Origin of the sequence: Bradyrhizobium sp. STM 3843, assembly GCF_000239815.1 — a bacterium.
Taxonomy (GTDB): domain Bacteria; phylum Pseudomonadota; class Alphaproteobacteria; order Rhizobiales; family Xanthobacteraceae; genus Bradyrhizobium.
In genome coordinates this window covers 14,929-32,466 of record NZ_CAFK01000196.1, presented here as the reverse complement: position 1 = coordinate 32,466, position 17,538 = coordinate 14,929, and the positions used below count along the sequence as shown (strand labels likewise).

Annotated in this window: 12 protein-coding genes; 6 read left to right on the top strand and 6 right to left on the bottom strand. The window is 58.5% G+C overall.

From position 1 onward, the window contains the following. From BRAS3843_RS20815 to BRAS3843_RS20805, 3 genes are all read right to left on the bottom strand, one after another. A partial coding sequence (locus tag BRAS3843_RS20815; protein WP_244425426.1) for an NF038122 family metalloprotease occupies window positions 1-1,428 on the bottom strand: 1,428 nt, incomplete at its 3' end. A 592-nt stretch (window positions 1,429-2,020) separates the two neighbouring features. Then, window positions 2,021-3,148 (bottom strand): acyltransferase, encoded by a 1,128-nt coding sequence (locus tag BRAS3843_RS20810; RefSeq protein WP_008971001.1) that lies wholly within the window; start codon window positions 3,146-3,148, stop codon window positions 2,021-2,023. A gap of 330 nt (window positions 3,149-3,478) precedes the next feature. Beyond that, window positions 3,479-5,458, bottom strand: a complete 1,980-nt coding sequence (locus tag BRAS3843_RS20805; protein WP_008971000.1) for an acyltransferase family protein — start codon at window positions 5,456-5,458, stop codon at window positions 3,479-3,481. Window positions 5,459-6,061: 603 nt separating this feature from the next. Here BRAS3843_RS20805 and BRAS3843_RS38975 point away from each other — a divergent pair. Together BRAS3843_RS38975 and BRAS3843_RS20795 are read left to right on the top strand one after the other, a co-directional pair. Beyond that, window positions 6,062-8,002, top strand: coding sequence for an acyltransferase family protein (locus BRAS3843_RS38975; RefSeq protein ID WP_008970999.1), 1,941 nt, complete (start codon window positions 6,062-6,064; stop codon window positions 8,000-8,002). Window positions 8,003-8,054: 52 nt separating this feature from the next. Next, window positions 8,055-9,290, top strand: coding sequence for a hypothetical protein (locus BRAS3843_RS20795; RefSeq protein ID WP_008970998.1), 1,236 nt, complete (start codon window positions 8,055-8,057; stop codon window positions 9,288-9,290). Here BRAS3843_RS20795 and BRAS3843_RS20790 read toward each other — a convergent pair. From BRAS3843_RS20790 to BRAS3843_RS20780, 3 genes are all read right to left on the bottom strand, one after another. Next, a complete protein-coding gene (locus BRAS3843_RS20790; RefSeq protein WP_008970997.1) occupies window positions 9,193-11,199 on the bottom strand; it encodes a hypothetical protein in 2,007 nt (668 codons plus the stop codon). The genes BRAS3843_RS20795 and BRAS3843_RS20790 overlap by 98 nt on opposite strands. Before the next feature lie 260 nt (window positions 11,200-11,459). After that, window positions 11,460-12,194, bottom strand: a complete 735-nt coding sequence (locus BRAS3843_RS20785; RefSeq protein ID WP_035982345.1) for an ABC transporter ATP-binding protein — start codon at window positions 12,192-12,194, stop codon at window positions 11,460-11,462. Window positions 12,195-12,265: 71 nt separating this feature from the next. Continuing rightward, complete coding sequence (locus tag BRAS3843_RS20780) at window positions 12,266-13,150, bottom strand: ABC transporter permease (RefSeq protein WP_008970995.1); 885 nt, start codon at window positions 13,148-13,150, stop codon at window positions 12,266-12,268. Window positions 13,151-13,639: 489 nt separating this feature from the next. Between BRAS3843_RS20780 and BRAS3843_RS20770 the strand changes: the two genes are divergently transcribed. The 4 genes from BRAS3843_RS20770 to BRAS3843_RS20755 all read left to right on the top strand — a co-directional run bounded on the left by BRAS3843_RS20770 (window position 13,640) and on the right by BRAS3843_RS20755 (window position 17,528). After that, window positions 13,640-15,145, top strand: coding sequence for a PfkB family carbohydrate kinase (locus tag BRAS3843_RS20770; RefSeq protein WP_008970992.1), 1,506 nt, complete (start codon window positions 13,640-13,642; stop codon window positions 15,143-15,145). Window positions 15,146-15,156: 11 nt separating this feature from the next. Beyond that, window positions 15,157-15,879, top strand: coding sequence for a nucleotidyltransferase family protein (locus BRAS3843_RS20765; protein WP_008970991.1), 723 nt, complete (start codon window positions 15,157-15,159; stop codon window positions 15,877-15,879). Between the two features lie 105 nt (window positions 15,880-15,984). Further along, window positions 15,985-16,923, top strand: coding sequence for an SDR family oxidoreductase (locus BRAS3843_RS20760; RefSeq protein WP_008970990.1), 939 nt, complete (start codon window positions 15,985-15,987; stop codon window positions 16,921-16,923). After that, complete coding sequence (locus BRAS3843_RS20755) at window positions 16,920-17,528, top strand: SIS domain-containing protein (RefSeq protein WP_035982336.1); 609 nt, start codon at window positions 16,920-16,922, stop codon at window positions 17,526-17,528. The genes BRAS3843_RS20760 and BRAS3843_RS20755 overlap by 4 nt, the downstream gene beginning before the upstream one ends. The last annotated feature ends 10 nt before the right edge of the window (window positions 17,529-17,538 follow it).

The following is a 17,538-nucleotide window of genomic DNA, read 5'->3' as shown; positions in this document are numbered from 1 at the left end:
TGATGTGACCGGTGCACCCTGGTACGCCAGTTCAGGACCGGTACCGCCGGCGCTCGAATTGAGTAGGTAGTTGACACCGACCTGCATTAGGCTCGTCGTACCAAGTCCCTCGATCGTGCTGCCTACGAGCCCGATCGTGCCGTCGCTGTTGAGATCCTGGTGAAAAGTCGTCTCGTAGGACTCCAAGACGGCGTTGGTTGCAGATACGCCGTTGATGATGTCCTTGACGTAGTTGCCGCTGCCGTCGACATTCCAGATGATGTAAAGGCCGGAGGAGGTGTTCTTCCAGGCGACATCGTAGCCGCCGGATACCGCTTCGGCCCCGATCGGCGTCCAGGCGCCGAATTCGCCAAGTGTGACCGGCGCGCCCTGGTACGTCAATTCCGGTCCGCTGCCACTCGCGACGGAGTTGAGGAAGTAGTGATAGCCGACCTGAACGAGGCTGGTGGACCCCAGCGCCTCAATGGTGCTGAACGTGTTGGCGGTCAGGTGAAACCCGAGCGCATCGAGCTGCTGGAGATCAACCGAGGTCAGCTGCTGCAGGGTATTGCCGGTGTAATATTCGTTGAACGGGTCGTTCGCGCCCTGCACGCCGCTATTAAGGAAATCGCTGGCGTCGGAAGACTGGCCGTAGTCCGCGATCTTCGTGGATCCGCCGTTCAACGAGAAGTATGCCGCTAACGCGGTGCTGCCGCCCGTGAACAGTCGGGCGCCCGGGCTGGTAAAACGATAAAAGTCGAAAATATCCGGTTGCGGTCCATAGGGCACACGGCCCATCGCGTGCGTCAGTTCGTGAAGTGCGACTCCGACCAGCAAATTCGGATTGATATCAGTCGCGAAGGTGGCGCTGCCATCGTCCGTGCTGGTGTCATTGGCACCCAACAAACCCCAGAGCTTCAGCTGGGCATTCCAGACTGCGACGCTGGACTGACCCTGGATTGTCGATCCGGTCGGCAACGCGATGAAAGTCGCGTCACTCGCGCTTGCATTGTTCACGAGGTCGGCCCTGACAGCCGAATAACTCATCCATTGACCATTGTCAGGTGCAGCGGCCGCTCCGCCACCCGTGCCGCTGTAGTCAATATTGAAGTTCAGGGTGATATGGTCGGAAATCGCTGCGCTCAGCAGTGCCGCCGCCTGCTGGATGCCGGCCCGGAAGCTGGCGGGCGCGGCCAAGGCGGCCGCATCGAAGATGAGATTGATCGTAAGGCCGCCGGACGTTTCTGACACCACAGAACTGATGCCGCCCGAACTCGAGCTCGAGGCGCTGACCGCAGCCTGGGCTTCGATCGCCTCGTCAGGGATGACGACCGGGGTCGACGGAAGGGTGTTCTCCGGAGCAGCGGCCATCGATGGAACGACGTACAAACCGTCATCGCCGTCCAGAGAGTTGTCCTGCGCGCCAAGCAGTCCCGGTTTGTGGCTCATCTTCGCCCCTGCAATACTCAACGTCTCGACTGCGAGCCCTGGCTCGAACCCTGACCCATTGCCGTTGGACCCCGGCCGATGCTCAGCGTAAGGATTGTGACGACGACGTTAATTCGGTCTTTACAGCGCCAGTGTGGTCCCGCTAGCGCCGCTTCCAGGCGGACTGCCACCGAGCAAGGATATTGGGCTGTCAAGACATTAACATCAAGATCATCCGCGCCAGCGGCGAACTTACGCGTTATTCTCGACGGCTGCTCGGGAGAAATCTTGGGATAGACCGCGCCGAGTTCCGATTGTTTGGGGCGAGTGGCTGGAGCGGAGGGCGTTTTAACGCGCATGTGCATTGAGCGATCACGAGGTGGTCGGAACGCTGCGCTAAGTAGGCCTGCTGGATGTCGCCCGGAACTTGCGAGCGGCTGTCGCGGTCGCCGTAAACTGACATTGACGGCAAGAGCGCCGGGCACGGCAAGCTCCGAAGTCCACGAGCTATTGGGGACGTGTGGCAAACCGATTTTTGCTTGCGATGTGACGTTGCCACACGGGTCTGGAGAGCCGATCACCCTCCGTCGCCATAGGCGGAAGAAGTTCGTCTTCAATTTGTGCTTTTGCTTGGAATCGATAGGGTCATCGCAGCGCCCGCTGAAGCTCGGGCCTCTCTCGTTCTGTACAATCTGTCGATGCAGTTTTGCAGAAAAGATGTGAGCGGCTTCTCAACGACACGATGGCTAATTATCGATACTGCGATGACCTCGCTCAGGATGAGAATAGAGTAGATGAGCCGGTGGTCAGCGGGACCAAAGGTTCTGACGAGGATGTCGGGCGGCTCCGTAAGGACGAGCCAATGTGCGATGTACATCGAATACGACGCTTCGCCAAGTTGGACAAAGACGTTGCGAGGCGAAATTCGATTTGACCAGTCACAGAGCACGACGGCGACAAAGAGCAGAGCGCTGCCGATACCCCATGTGAGAACTCGATCGCGCGGACTAGGGCTTTCTGTCCAGCAGATCAATCCGATTCCCAGTAGAGCGATTGGAATTGCGTACCTGAGTCGGAGAGTTATGCCTGAGCGAAAGGCCAGTGCTATCCAAGCCCCGAAGATGAATTCCAAGATAATGGGCGACGCCAAGTATCGAATCCAGAAAAAGGAATTCGTAAATGACCCAATGAGCTCACTTAACGTGACCAAGCCGATCAAAGCTGCACTTAGGGCGAGAACCACATTGAGGCGCTGCGTTAGCCAAAGGAGGGAGGCAAAGATGAGATAAAAAAACATCTCGTAATTCAGCGTCCATCCCGGAATCAAGATCGGGCTGACCTGACCTGTTTCTCGCGGGATGGGGAGAAAAAAGAGCGATGCAAGCAAATTCCGCCATACCGGTTGGATCGACTCCAGGCCCGGGCCGCCATAGTAAAAGTAGATCGAGCATTGGAATGCGGTTGCCGCCCAATAAAGCGGAGCAATTCTCGCAACCCGTCGAAGCATGAATTTGCCGGAAGCTCCTGGCGAGCCGAATAGGCCTTCCGACGCGTAGACCATGATGAAGCCGGAGATGACGAAAAAAAGGTCGACGCCAGCATTGCCCAAGATGAATCCGGGAATCGGGTTGAGGCCCATCATCGAGAACGAGGCGCTCAGGTGGGCCAGCGTCACCTCGAAGGCTGCGACGGCGCGCAGTATTTGGACGGACTCGATGCGGCTTTGGCGAAAGGAAGGCATTCCATTTCCAAAAATGTCTCGACCTTCTGCTCCTTACCATCACAGCTAGTCCAGGATCAAACACGAGGCGGCGGTTTTTGGATCGACGTGTCGATCGAGCAACACTGCAAACCCGGCCAACATAGTGTCAGCAGCGCTGACAGTCTCGACAGCGCGGATACAAGAGGCGTGATGGTCGAAGCCATCCAGCCAAGACAAGCGGTCGGACTGCTTGCGCCTCACTGTTTCGGGGGCACACGCCTTTTCGAGACCGGGTCAACAACTAAACCAGGCGGCCGCCACGAATCTAGGACGGCCTCGCGGACGTGGCAATTGGGGGAGCGAGTCGGACTAGCGAAGAAAGTTCAAATACCCTACGTGGTGGATCAGCGTACTAAGCGACAAGTGGTCATAGTCTTTTAGGACAGGGAAGCCATCGGACGTGATGGCAGGACAACCTGTATCATTGCACAACGAGTCCATTGGATCGATCACCCTCGCGCCGACCCTCGTCGCAATCTCCCTGACGCGCGAACGATAGGGTTCCGTCCTCTCGATCGCCTCGGCGCGTGACAGAGCGACACCCGCGTTGATCTGAATCCCGGACAAAATATTGCGCCGAACCAGCGACCGTGGCGCTAAATCGCTGCCAAAGGGGTTGTCGAGAATGACGTCGACTTCTCTTCCGTCTCGGCGCAGAGCCGTCAGAAGCTGCTCTAGCTCCGCGTCGAGCGATCGCATCTCATTCTCAGAGGGCGAAGAGCCACCCTTGGTCCCGACTGTTTGAAACAGTCCGGTTCCACAACAGCGAATCTCGTAGTCAATTTTCGGGCTGCCGTATTTGATCGACCAGAAATAGCTGACCACGACGCGTGTGATTGCCTGGTCATTTGCAATCTTGTTGAGAAGGTCCTGCGGTATGCCGAACCTTGACATTACAGAATAGAACATGAGTTGCGGGGAGGGCCGATCAGCAGAGCTGTTCAAGCTTGCGACGATCGCGTTGATATACTGCTCTGCGTGGCTATCACCAATGAGTAAGATCTCGTTCTCCGTATTCGCCCTCCATGAGACGAAATTGTACTTCGGGTCGTGAAATGCACCTGGAGGTTCGGGGTAACCAGCGAAGTCCCAAGCATCGATTATCTTTTGAATGTTCGCATCGTAGTGCCTCCCCCAATGCCCAGCCGTTAAGCCCAGCGCGACTGCTAAGGCCATGAAACCTGCAAGCCCGGTTGCCAATCGGAACTTAGCGCGCTTGTTCGTACGAATGGGATATTCGACGAACTGAAACGTGAGCCATGCAAGCGCGAGACTTAAGCTGACTGCTAGGACGCGGGAAGTAAGGTCGATCGACTTACCCTCGATGATGGTCCAAAACGAGAATATCGGCCAATGCCAGAGGTATAAGGGATAGCTGATCAGCCCCACAAAGACGAACGGACGGGTAGATAATAGGAGGCGATTCAACGAAGCTGCCGGGCCAGACAGTATCAGTAGTGCGGTTCCGAGGGTGGCCATCACGTTGATAAGGACAGGACGAGCAAAAAGCGAGGTCGTTAGCGATCCGAAAAAGCTCAACCCAATCAGAAATAGCCCCAAAATACTAAAACTGGATCCGTAAAAGCTGCGGCCAGCCGACTTGGGAGCCAAGATTTTCGGCGCCAAGCATGCGCAGGCGGCGCCAAGCATAAGCTCCCAAGCTCGGCTAAGTGGAGAGAAGAACGCTGAGATAGGAGAGCTGAACACATAAACCAAGAAAGAAATCAGACCGATCGCCGCAACGAGGAGTGGCCATTTGAGTCGCGTCCTCCATGCGAGCCAGCTGATGATCGGAAAGACGAGGTAGAACTGTTCCTCAATAGCGAGTGACCAAAGGTGCATAAGCGGCTTCAACGTAGTCGCAACGTCGAAATAGCTTGACTCGCGCCACAAAACGAAATTTTCAACGAATCCGGCGCCCGCAGCGGCGTGGCGGCCGAACACGGCGAACTCGTTTGGCAGCATTACGTTTCGGGCGATCAGAAGCGAAACGATGAGTACGAGGATCAGGGCAGGAAAAATCCGCCGAATCCGATGAGCGTAGAACTCCGCAAACGAGAACTTCTTCTGCTCCAGGCTCCGGAAAATAATCGTCGATATCAGATAGCCGGAAATGACGAAAAAGACATCCACACCTAGGAAACCGCCGGGAACCTCGCCCGGGAAGGCGTGATACCCGAGGACTCCGAGGATGGCGATCGCGCGCAGTCCATCAACATCAGGTCTGTAATTCTGGTGAACATTATGCTCCGTCAGCAAATTGCCTTCGGAGATTGGGCGCGTTAGCATGTGCCTTCCTCGAAAGCATTCTTCCGAAAATCGGAACGGTGGCGGAGAAGCGGTGGCATTCTGTGTCTGGATGTTTCACCGAAACAAATGTCCCATTACCACTTGAGGTGCGCGACGATCAACACATGCGGTAGTTCCGAGCCGCTTTTTGCTAGGCGTGGTCGCGCGGCAACAGTCGCCCTGATGCGGTGTGTCTTCCCTGATGCCATCCTGAGCGCATCTCCTGCCGATCAATCTACGTTGCGGCCGTTCGCGGATTGCGGAGACGCGTCATCCCGGATCGCGGTTGCGGCATTGGCGCGGCAGCTCCGCGCGATGATGCGCTCTTGCGGTCGTGTTGGCTGAGCGGCTTGAGGCTCGTGCACTCGATCCTGAACGCTTGACTGGAGTAGGCTCGGCTTGCGTCGCGAGCAATTCTACCGGGCGGTGCTGGTGGCTCTCGTCGGGCGCCGGCCTTACAGCGCTAGAGGCGGTGGGCGACCGAAATGAGCCTGGAACTCCGGCAAGTCGCGTTCGATTTCCAAGTGTAAGCCAATAGGTAAACGCAGAGGTTGCGTCGATACGGAGAGTATGCGATTTTCGTGCCGAAACGGGGGGCTTGCATTGGAAGTCAAATATCGGACGGACATCGACGGGCTGCGCGCCGTCGCGGTTCTTGCCGTGGTTTTCTACCACGCGGTGCCATCGCTTATTCCTGGTGGGTTTTTCGGCGTCGACATCTTCTTTGTGATCTCAGGATACCTGATCACCGGGATCGTTCACCGCGCCCTCTCCGAGGGACGCTTTAGCGTCGCAGAGTTCTATGTTCGCCGTGTTCGGCGCATTTTTCCTGCCTTGATCCTCGTCGTCTCCGCCACCTTTGCGATCGGGTGGTTCGTTTTGCCGACGCATGAGATGCAATCGTTAGGTAGTAATATTGCCGGAGGCGCTCTGTTCGCACAGAATTTCGTGTTGCTCGGACAGATCGGCTATTTCGATGTTGCGGCTAACCTGAAGCCACTCCTGCATCTCTGGTCGCTTGGGATTGAGGAGCAGTATTACGTTGTATGGCCGTTGATACTGCTGCTGGTCTACAGATGGCGCCTGAGCGCCTTGCATGTCGCGCTGGCGTTGGCCCTGGCCTCATTCGTGGCATGTCTGCTGGTCGGAGAGGCGGCTCCACAGTACGCTTTTTATCTCCCAGGCACGCGGGCATGGGAGCTATTGGTAGGATCTGCCCTCGCGCTATGGCACGGCGGCAATTTCCTGGGTCGGCCAAACACGAGGACAAGCGCCGCGATCTCGATTGTCGCAGCGCTGATCATCGCCGGAAGTTTTTGGATCTACAGTCCGTCTTTTCGCGATCCTGGTTGGTTCACACTGTTGCCCGTGCTGGCCACCGCCGCCCTGGTTGGATGCAGTGAAACCGTCGTCCATCGTGCGCTCTCAACGCCTCTGGCTGTGCTCCTGGGACTGATCAGTTATCCGCTCTATCTATGGCATTTTCCTTTGATGGCATATGCGCATATTCTGTTCGGTGATAATCTGAGTGCGCCCTACATGCTTGTGATTGTGGTCATCAGCTTTCCCGCGGCTTGGCTCACGTACCGGGTCGTTGAAACTCCGTTACGATACGGCAAGAAACGCGTATTGACGAAAGTCGTAGGGCTCATCACGGCGATGGCTCTGTTGGGATGCATCGGGATCGCGGCCGCCTCGACCGGGTTGCCGCAGCGTTTGCCTCGCGAAGCCCTGGCGCTGGAAGCCGCTCAAGATTGGAGGGAAGATAAGGCCCTCTACGCTGCCCCAAAGATCGTGATCCTCGGCGACAGTCACGCCGGCCAGTGGGAGCCAGGTTTGAGAAGGGTTTTTCACGATCGGGTGGTGAACGCGTCCATGGCAGGGTGTCCATCCTTGTTGGGGCTGGACGTGTGGGCTAACGGTCTTGGCAAGGGTAACTGCGCTCCGCACACCGAGAATGTATTCCGAGACGTGATCTCCAAGGACTCCGTCGAGTACGTGATCATTTCGAATTACGTTATCTTTTACGTAACGGGAATTGTTCTTGGCGACCGCGCTCAGCCGTGGGGGATGGCGCTTTCCAACTCTAACGCCACCGACGGGCGTACGATTTACCAGCAGGCTTTCAAAGCGACTGTTGATGCTCTATTGAAGCTGAATAAGAAGATCATCATTATAAAGGATGTACCCGAACTGGGTTTCAAGTTGTCCGAATGTATCCCGAGAATTCTCGTAGGCCAAAGAAGAAGCGTATGCGGAATTGAATCCGAGGAGTATCGGAAGAGAGTTCAAGAGTTCAAACTGTATGAGGACGAGCTTCTGGACGCGTACAGGGACAAGATCGCTGTATACGACCCGGCACCCCAAGTTTGTGATGAACATTTTTGCTATGCGACGAAAGATGGGCAGTTCCTGTATCGGGATTCCCACCATCTCAGTGCTGCTGGTTCGGCCTATCTTTCGCGGGAATTGCTCGCCTATTTCGGCCAAAAGAGCGAGATAGGCTTGCTGCCTCAGGACCACGCTCGCTCCGCCGTCCCCTGACTTGGCGCGTTGAGAATCCCGGTTTTGCGTGCCCTAGTTGAGGAAGATCGACATGATACCGCTGCTGTTTGTAGTTCCCGTATGGGGCGAGAGTTACGTCCGTACCTTCGTTGACTATTGCGTTCCGGCCCAGTTGGCGCCAGGTAACATCCCGGCGTTGCGCGACAGGTGCCATCGATATCTGATCTTCACAAAACATGCGGACCATCAGCGCTTTCTGGACTCGCCCGTATTCCAGAAGCTGACTGGGTATATCGACGTCGAGTTCCAGTTCGTCGACGACTGGATCGGTCAGGACAAATACCGGATCAACAGCCTCTGCTACATGAAGGGATTGGAGGCGGCCTTTCGGCTTGGCGCCGCGGCTGTCCTGCTCAACGCCGATCACCTCATCGCAGACGGTTCGGTTGTTGCGTTCGAGAAGATCCTGGCGGCGGGAAAACGGGTCATCGAGGTGCCCGGACCACGTGCGGTCAAGGCCGATATAGGTGAGGCGCTCGCAAAGTTTCGCACCAGCGACGGTGCGATCAGCGTCGGCGCCACTGAACTGTCTGCGCTGTGGCTCAAGCATATCCACCCATTGCTCGCGATGCATTTCGTGGAGGGCGAGCAGGGCGGCTCATTCCATCCGGCGCACCTTTATTGGCGGGTGGGTGATGAAGGCGTCATCGCGCGTTGCTGTCAGGTCTATCCGATTGTGGTCTATCCCAACCGGCCCTCGGTCTCCTTCAACTCGACCACCGATGACGATCTGGTGGCCAATCTCGGTTTTTCGTCCCGGGAAATCTATTTGTGCAAGGACAGCCGCGAGGTGTTCGCCTGCGAACTCAGTGACCCCGATCACTTCGTTGGCACCATGGCCCGACGCGGCGATTTGAAGCGCTACATGGATTTCTATCTTGAGAACCCGCCCCACAACCGGCGCAACCTTGAACGGGAGATCCTGATTCCTGGCGTCAATCAACTGGGGGCGGATTGGGCCTTACGCCGCAGAGAGAGCGCAGCGTTCGTATCAATGATACTCCGCAAGTGCCGCGCCGAAGAGCTGCGGCGTCTGTACTGGTACGGCGTTGTCAGCCAAGGCCGCAAGGCTGCGAAATGGACGATTGCGCGGATCAGCTTCTGTGAGTCCTGCCAGCGCGCAATGCTGGATGCAGGACGCCTTGCTCAGCAGGCCCTCATCATTATGATCAAGGGGCCGTCTGCGCAGCGTTGGCGCGTGGTGAAGGCAATTCCGCGAAAGCTTGGTGGCGGATTGCGGCGGATTGCGGGGACGCGCAAGAGCTAGTCGTTCTCGGACTGGTGCCGCGCCGCAAGCGGACAAGAAAACTGCTGCAGTACTCTGGACAGGCCGAAAGCTTGCGTCTCAGCCGCCAGTTATTGATCGCGGTCAATCCCCACACGATCGAAAGCAGGCCAGCGAGAAACGGGAGAACCAAAGCTCTCTTCGCATTTGTGCTGACCAAGCGATCGAGCAGGCGCACTTCCACCCGACGCAACCATCGCTTTATCCGCCCACCGGCGAAGGTTGCGGTGACTTCGAAGTCTAGCCATTCGCCGGGAAGAAAATCCTGAATGATGATTGGCAGCTCCCCTGAGAGATCGTGGGACGTCGATCCGAGGTTCCAGTTCTCGGCATAGATCGCAATTTCGACGTCCTCGTCGAACCGCGACGAGATCTGCTCGAAGATGGTTCGGACCGAGCGGAGGCTGCTATCCACGACATGAAGCAGGACGTTGCCATATCGCGCAGAAGAAGATCCTTGGCCTCGAGCCTGCAGGTCGAGGAAGGTATCGAGCTCCGCATGATTGAATGACGCCAGCTGCGGATCCGGTCGCGCCAGGAAACTTCCCGTATTGTACAGCATCAGGCAGCTGCGTTGGCGCCGCTCGCCAAGGCCATCCAGCCAGTTGAGGACAAGACGAATATCCAGCCAATTGTGTCGCCAGATCGGAACCTTCGAAGCTTTCCCGAAATGTCGGCGCAACCGGTCGATCAAACTGGACTGAAATGTATTGGAAGGCTCGGCCTTGGCGGCTTCCTCGGACTTCGGCGCAAGCGATTGGAGCTGGTCCTGGGGAAGTCCGCCGAGTTCGGCGATAACTCGTTGCGTGGGCGGCCGCGCTTTGAGCCAGGCGTTGAACCAGACGGTCCAATAGGGATGATCAAGGTGACTGACCGGCCGCGGCGACATTAGCGTACACAGTGCCTTCATATAGGCAACGGCCTGAGCGCGAACCTCCGGAAGATTGGCCGGAAGCTCGCCGGAGTGAAAGACGAAGTCGCGCTCCGCGACGAAACGATGCTCACGGGTGGTCCAGCGCGATAGCTCCGCCGCAATCTTCGCTTGACTGGGCCGACCGCAGCGGAGGCGCTGGCTTTCCTGAGCCGTCCGCTGCAGTTCGAGCATGAAGAAATCGTCCGAGTCCTCCAACACGGTCATGCGCCCGGAGGGGACCAGCTCCGGGACGAAGCCGTAGTCACTGTATGAATTCACCGGCGGCATCGGCCGCTCGGGTTTGATCATCGGCACGAAGATCAGATAGTTCCTGGCCAGGAGCGTCGAGCGATCTACCTGCCAATAGAGGTGATTATACTCGTTGCACCGAATGAGGCTTTGCGTAATGGTCTTGGCGATCACGGTCGGATGCAGATGGTTCAGCGCAAGACGAACCATCTCGCGCGGTCCCATTTCGAGGCGGTTCGTGGCGGAACTGACCGCGTCCAGGAGAACCGAGACAGTGGGCTCGGAACAGACGCGCAAGGACGGCGCGAACACGACCGCGGCGCCATCCTGGATCTTTTTGTAAAGCGTTCGTAGTGAGCCGTTGGCGACCACGAAATCCGCGTTCATGAAAATGAAGTAGGTGCTGGTCTGGTCTTCGCCGCTGTCGCGTATGCCTCTCGCATAAGCGAGCGTAAGAGTGATTCCGAAGTTCCCGCCCGGGATCAGATCGTCGATAAATATGAATCGCACCGGGCAGAGCGCGCACAAGGCGCCATACGCCGGCTCGCGATCAAAGAACGGCACGCTGCCTCGCTGCGTCATGATCAGGACCTCAAGGTCCGTCTCTTGCGCCAGAACCGGCAGGTTTCCGGATGCCAGCAGCGCGGGCAGAGCTATTTGCGAAAACTCCCGGACGTATCGGTCACCCCAGACCACGACCAGGAGCTTGACTTTTTGCCGGCCGGTCATGGTGCGCAACGGGTCGTACGTTGAGCGCAAAGTGCCAAGCTACTTGTGTCACAGGCCGTTGTCGCACCCGATTCGCACGAAATCGCTGCATCCGTCTTCACTGAGCGGTCATGAAGGGTCGAGCAATTCATGCGCATTCGGCCGAATGATGCTTGGTTCTCGTCAATTGCACTCTTAGCAACAATTGATGCTGAAAGCCAAACTCTAATACGACCACAACGGGAACCGGTTCCTCGCTGCACCCAGCTGCGAGGACGGGTTCATCCATGTTCCCGGGTGCTCCAGCTGTGATATTCGCGCCAGACGTCATCCGGGTTCCCATCACTGCGGATCCCGCCCTTTTCGAACCACATGGCGCGGGTGCAGTTGTCCCTGATGATCTCTTCGGAATGCGAGGCAATGAAGAGAATGCCCGTGCGTCCAAGCAGGCTCTCCAGGCGTGCCTGCGCCTTTTTGACGAATGATGCGTCGCCTGCTCCGATCCATTCATCCATTAGCAGAATATCTGGCGTGATCGATGTCGAGATTGCAAAAGCAAGACGAAGCATCATGCCGCTTGAATAAGTGCGAACCGGCATCGCCAGGAAATCGCCGAGCTCGGTGACATCGGCGATATCGTCGATATGCGCGTCGATTTCCTGCGGCGTGAGACCGAGCAGGAGGCAGCGAATGCGGATGTTTTCATAGCCGCTGGCTTCCATGTCCATGCCCAGGGTCAAATCGATCAGCGATCCGACATGGCCGCACACGGAGATCGTCCCCGCCATCGGCTCATAGACGCCGGCGACTGCGCGCAGAAGGGTCGACTTGCCGGCACCGTTGTGGCCGATCAGTCCGATATGCTCGCCATGTTCCGCAGTGAACGAGACGTCGTTCAGCGCCGACACCACGACGCGGTGATCGGTGCCGACACCGATTTTGCCGCCGGTCGTGTATTCCAGGACGGAACGTTTGAGGGATCGCCCATGCGCGGAATAGATCGGAAATTCGATCATGACATGATCGAACTTCACCGAAGTCGCAGATTTACGACTGGTTGCTGGCTGGAGCATTGAGGGTCCTGAACTCAGAGCCAATAGGCGATGCGGTGACGGGTCCTTGCGAACAACCGGAACGCCAAATACGAGCCCGCTGCCGCAAAAAGCACGAGGACGGGGTAGGTGAGCGCGGGTGGCGCCTGCCCGAGCATCGGCGCCCGCACGGCTTCGATCAGATAATAGAACGGGTTCAGCTGGTAGATGAAGCTAAGGCGTGGGGGCAGCGTACCCGGCCGATACATCACCGGCGTCACGAAGAACAGGATCTGCAGCAGATTGCCGATGATCGGCGGCAGGTCGCGAAAGCGCGTGCAGAGGATGCCGATGATCAGCGAGATCCAGACGAAGTTGATCAGCATCAGGGCGAGGCCCGGGATCAAGAGCACGAGGTGCCAATTCAGCAGCGACGGCTGCCATATATACAGCAGCACCATCACCGAGACGTTGTGAGCGTTGATGATGAAGTTGCGAAAGATGGTTCGCAAGATATGCAACAGCTGCGGGATGCCGCCCTGCTTGATCAGGCCCTCTGCGCCCGAGAAAGCGGTGGCGCTCTCGTTGATGGTGCCGGTGCAGAAGTTCCAGACGATGAAGCCGCCGGCAAGGTAGGGCAGGAAGGAGTGCACGTCCTGTTTGAACAGTCCCGCATAGACCGTGCCCAGCGTCAGCACCAGGATCGCCATGCTGATGGTGATCCAGAAGGGGCCGAGCACTGCGCGCCGATAGCGCTGCTTGACGTCGAGCCAGCCGAGCGAGATCCACAAATGCCAACGGCGCAGCGCGTCGGTCACGTCCTTGATCGTAGCATCCCGCTTGGAGCTCGCTGCACCAAAATGCACGACAATCGGCGACTCGTCGGCAGGCTCGCGCAGCTGCTGCTGTGCGCTCGTATGTTCGACCAAACCTGTTGTCATTCGGAATGCTTTGCTGGACCCCTAATTCGGGGGCTGTATAGGCCATATCCCCACTCCAATCAACCGAGGCCGGTCGGACGAAACAGTGCAAAACCAGTCAATTAGAGCGCGGCGTCCAGCAAAAAGAAGGATCCCGGAGCTCTCGCGTGAAACGGTGGTGCGTAGCCCTGGACGCCAACGTGCTTGAGGCCTCTGTCGGAGGCTCGGCCGTTGCGGACGAATTTGCTTTCATGCAAGAGCTGTGGCTTGCGGCTTGCATCGCTCTCCACTTAGTCGCTCGGGACAATCGGGCCGCACGGAAACGCAAAGCATATCATGTGTTTAAAGACAAGGCGTCGGCGGCGTGGTTCCAGGAGCGGCAATAAAATTCGATGATCTCGCTTCTCTCTCGGGCCTAGTTGGGCTAATTCGTTTCCCCGCTTATGCCGCGCGCGAGTCGAGCAGGATCATGGACTGCGCGCCGAGGGCCGTGAACTGGAGGCAGGATCCTTGCACCAAACGATTGACACGGCGCACGGCGACGTCGTGTGTCAGGCGATCCGCGCTTCGTGCGACCCCGACCAGACGATCGCGTTCGTCTCCGGCAATTTCAATGTCGTGCATCCCGGACATCTCCGGCTCTTGAAATTTGCCGCCGAGCAGGCCGACGTTCTCGTTGTGGGCGTCAATCCGGATTCTACGCCTGGCGTGACGCTGGCGCAGGATATGCGCCTCGACAACGTGCGCTCGATCTCGTTTGTGCATCATGTAGTGCGTTTGGAAGATTCCCCGACCGCCTTCATCCGCCGGCTTCAGCCGACGGTGGTTGTCAAGGGCAAGGAGTTCGAGGACCGCGACAATCCCGAGCAGGAGGCGGTCGATGCTTATGGCGGTCGGCTGCTGTTTTCGTCCGGTGAATTGCGTTTCACCTCACTCGCGCTGCTCGAGCGCGACGCCAATGTCGACATCTCCACGGTCCGCAAGCCGCTCGAATTTCCCAAGCGTCACGGCTTCGACATCTCGCAGCTGAAGGGCCTGCTCGGCAAGCTTGCCGGGATGCGGGTGGCCGTGATCGGCGATCTGATCGTCGACGAATATGTCACCTGTGATGCCGTCGGCATGTCGCAGGAGGATCCGACCATCGTGGTGACGCCGCTGATGACGCGCACCTTCGTCGGGGGAGCCGGCGCTGTTGCGGCCCACGCGCATGGCCTCGGCGCGGACGTCAATTTTTTCACCCTCGTCGGCGACGACGAGGCGGCCCGCTTCGCGCGCAATACGTTGGAGCAGCATGGCGTCCACTTCAATCACTTCACAGATTCGAGCCGGCCGACGACCCGCAAGCAGCGTTTCCGCGCGCTGAACAAGACGCTGCTGCGGGTCAATCATCTGCGTCAGCACGCGGCCGATGGGGAAATCCAGAAGCAGATGCTGGCTGCGGTCGAGCGGGCGCTCAAGACCAGCGATCTGCTGTTGTTCTCCTGCTTCAACTACGGCTGCCTGCCGCAGGATTTGGTGGATGCGATTGCCGATCAGGCGCGATCCCGAGGCGTGATGATGGCCGCCGACAGCCAGGTCTCGTCGCAGACGGGCGACGTCTCGCGTTTCAAGGGTATGACCCTGCTGACGCCGACCGAGCGTGAGGCGCGGGTCGCACTCAACGATTTCATCTCGGGGCTCGCGGTCATCAGCGAGCGGCTGGTGGAGCGCGCCCGCACCAAAAACCTCGTCATCACGCTCGGCGCGGAAGGTGCGCTGATCAATACGATGGCAGACGGCACCTTCACCTCGGATCGCCTGCCCGCGTTCAATCCGTCGCCGAAGGACGTGTCCGGTGCAGGCGACAGCTTCTTCATGGCATCGTCGATGGGCCTGCGCGCAGGCGCCGACATCTGGCAGGCGTCCTATCTCGGCTCGCTGGCCGCGGCCTTGCAGGTCTCACGCGTCGGCAACCTGCCTCTGACGACGGCAGAGCTGGTCCGCGAAATCGACGAGGCTGGCTTCAGCCACGAGTGACGGATGCACTGATGCGCGCGCTCCTTCTTGCGGCCGGAATCGGCAGCCGGCTGCGGCCGTTGACCAACACCACGCCAAAATGCCTGGTTACCGTGCACGACCGCCCGCTGCTCGACTATTGGCTCGATCTGGTCTTCGAGGGCGGCATCGAACGCGCGCTGCTCAATACCCATTGGCTTGCGGATCAGGTCCGCGCCCACGTCGCGCAGTCGCCCTGGCGCTCCCGCATCGATCTTGTTCACGAGGATGAGCTGCTCGGGACCGGCGGGACCGTGCTTGCCAACCGGGAATGGTTCGGGCGCCGGTCATTTCTGGTCGCCCACGCCGACAACCTGACCGATTTCGACGTGGCAGGCCTGATCGCAGCCCACAATAAGCGTCCGGCTGGCTGCATCATGTCGATGCTCGCGTTTCGGACCGACGACCCGAACTCCTGCGGCATTCTGGAATTGGACCGCCAGAACAGGGTGATCGCCTTTCACGAAAAAGTCCCGAACCCGCCTGGGAACCTCGCCAATGGCGCGGTCTATATTTTCGAACCCGAGGTGATCGACGATATCGCAGCGCTCGGAAAAGCCGTCGTCGATCTCTCCACCGAAATCATCCCGAACTATTTGGGACGAATTTTATGCGTGGAAACTGCAGGTTATCACCGGGATATCGGCAACCCGGAAAGCTTGCGCCGGGCGCATTTGGAGTTTAAGCACAAGCCGCGCCATGGTGGGGGCGGTTGAGGGCGGCTGTCGTCGCTGGGGCTGATCGCGTTTTCCTGCCATAGTCGACAGATGCGCCCGAGGCGAGATCGGGTGGGCAACAGGCGAGCGACGGGGAATCGGCAGATGAAGATATTCGTGACCGGTGCGTGCGGCTACAAGGGAAGCGTGCTGGTTCCCAAGCTCCTGAAAGCGGGCCACCGGGTTGTCGCCTTCGACATCATGTGGTTCGGCAATTTCCTCGATCCGCATCCCGACCTGACGGTTGTCAAAGGCGATGTCCGCAATCCCGACGAAATCGATCTCACCGGCGTCGACGCGATCATTCATCTGTCGAGCGTCGCGAACGATCCCTGCGGCGATCTCGACCCCAAGCTGACCTGGGAAATCTCCTGCCTCGCCACGATGCAGCTCGCCGACCGCGCCTACCGCCACGGCATCAAGCGCTTCATCTACGCGTCATCGGGCAGCGTGTACGGCGTGAAGGAAGAAGAGCAGGTCACCGAGGACCTCGAGCTGCTGCCAATTTCCGAATACAACAAGACCAAGATGTGCGGTGAACGCATCGTGCTGTCCTATAAGGACGACATGGTGGTGCAGATCGTGAGGCCCGCCACCGTTTGCGGCTACTCCCCGCGGCAGCGCCTCGACGTCTCCGTCAACATGCTGACCATGCAGGCGCTGATGAACGGCCGCATCACCGTGTTCGGCGGCGACCAGACCCGACCCAACATCCACATCGACGACATCACCGACCTCTATCTGTTCCTGCTCGATCACCCCGAGCATACCGGCATCTACAATGCCGGGTTCGAGAATATCTCGATCCTCGACATCGCCCACATGGTCGCCAAGCATGTGAAGGCGGAGATCGTGGTGACGCCTTCGAACGATCCGCGCAGCTACCGGGTGAATTCCGACCGCCTGCTCGCGACCGGCTTCCGCCCGAAGAAGACGGTGGAAGACGCGATCAAGGAAATCATCGGGATGTACTCGCAGGGCCAGCTCAAGAACGAGGACCGCTGGTACAATCTCAAATGGATGGAGAAGGAGGTCGTGAAATGAATGTTCTGGCCTTCAAGACCCCCGGGAGCCTGTTCGCTGACTACACCAGCCGCTTCAGCACCGTTCTGAAGGATTTCGATTGGAGCCCGGTCGAGAAGCTTGCGTACGATCTGCGCGACTGCTGGCAGACCGGCCGTCAGGTCTTCTTCTGCGGCAATGGTGGCAGCGGCGGCAACGCCAACCACCTCGCCAACGATTTCCTGTACGCGTTGTCGAAGACCCCGGGGTCCGGCCTGCGCGTGCATTCGCTGTCCTCGAATCCCTCGGTCATCACCTGCCTCGCCAATGACGAAGGCTATGACCAGGTGTTTTCGCTGCAGCTCGCAGTGCTCGCTCGCAAGGGCGACGTTCTCATCACCTTCTCCGGTTCCGGCAATTCGCCGAACATTCTGAAGGCGCTGGAGGAGGCGAAGACAATCGGCATGACCAGCTACGCCGTGCTCGGCTTCTCCGGCGGCAAGGCGAAGGCGCTCGCCGACGTGCCGATCCACTTCGCTGTCAACGACATGCAGATCGCCGAGGACGCCCAGATGGTGATTGGCCACATGATCATGCAGTGGCTGTACGCCCAGCGGGCTGACATCACCCCTGCGCGTGAGGCCTGACGGACCAAAC

Coding starts and splice junctions, on each gene's coding strand:
- BRAS3843_RS20795 (WP_008970998.1), top strand. CDS start 8,055: ATGATACCGCTGCTGTTTGTAGTTCCCGTATGGGGCGAGAGTTACGTC.
- BRAS3843_RS20810 (WP_008971001.1), bottom strand. CDS start 3,148: ATGCCTTCCTTTCGCCAAAGCCGCATCGAGTCCGTCCAAATACTGCGC.
- BRAS3843_RS20790 (WP_008970997.1), bottom strand. CDS start 11,199: ATGACCGGCCGGCAAAAAGTCAAGCTCCTGGTCGTGGTCTGGGGTGAC.
- BRAS3843_RS20760 (WP_008970990.1), top strand. CDS start 15,985: ATGAAGATATTCGTGACCGGTGCGTGCGGCTACAAGGGAAGCGTGCTG.
- BRAS3843_RS20755 (WP_035982336.1), top strand. CDS start 16,920: ATGAATGTTCTGGCCTTCAAGACCCCCGGGAGCCTGTTCGCTGACTAC.
- BRAS3843_RS20780 (WP_008970995.1), bottom strand. CDS start 13,150: ATGACAACAGGTTTGGTCGAACATACGAGCGCACAGCAGCAGCTGCGC.
- BRAS3843_RS20765 (WP_008970991.1), top strand. CDS start 15,157: ATGCGCGCGCTCCTTCTTGCGGCCGGAATCGGCAGCCGGCTGCGGCCG.
- BRAS3843_RS20785 (WP_035982345.1), bottom strand. CDS start 12,194: ATGATCGAATTTCCGATCTATTCCGCGCATGGGCGATCCCTCAAACGT.
- BRAS3843_RS20805 (WP_008971000.1), bottom strand. CDS start 5,458: ATGCTAACGCGCCCAATCTCCGAAGGCAATTTGCTGACGGAGCATAAT.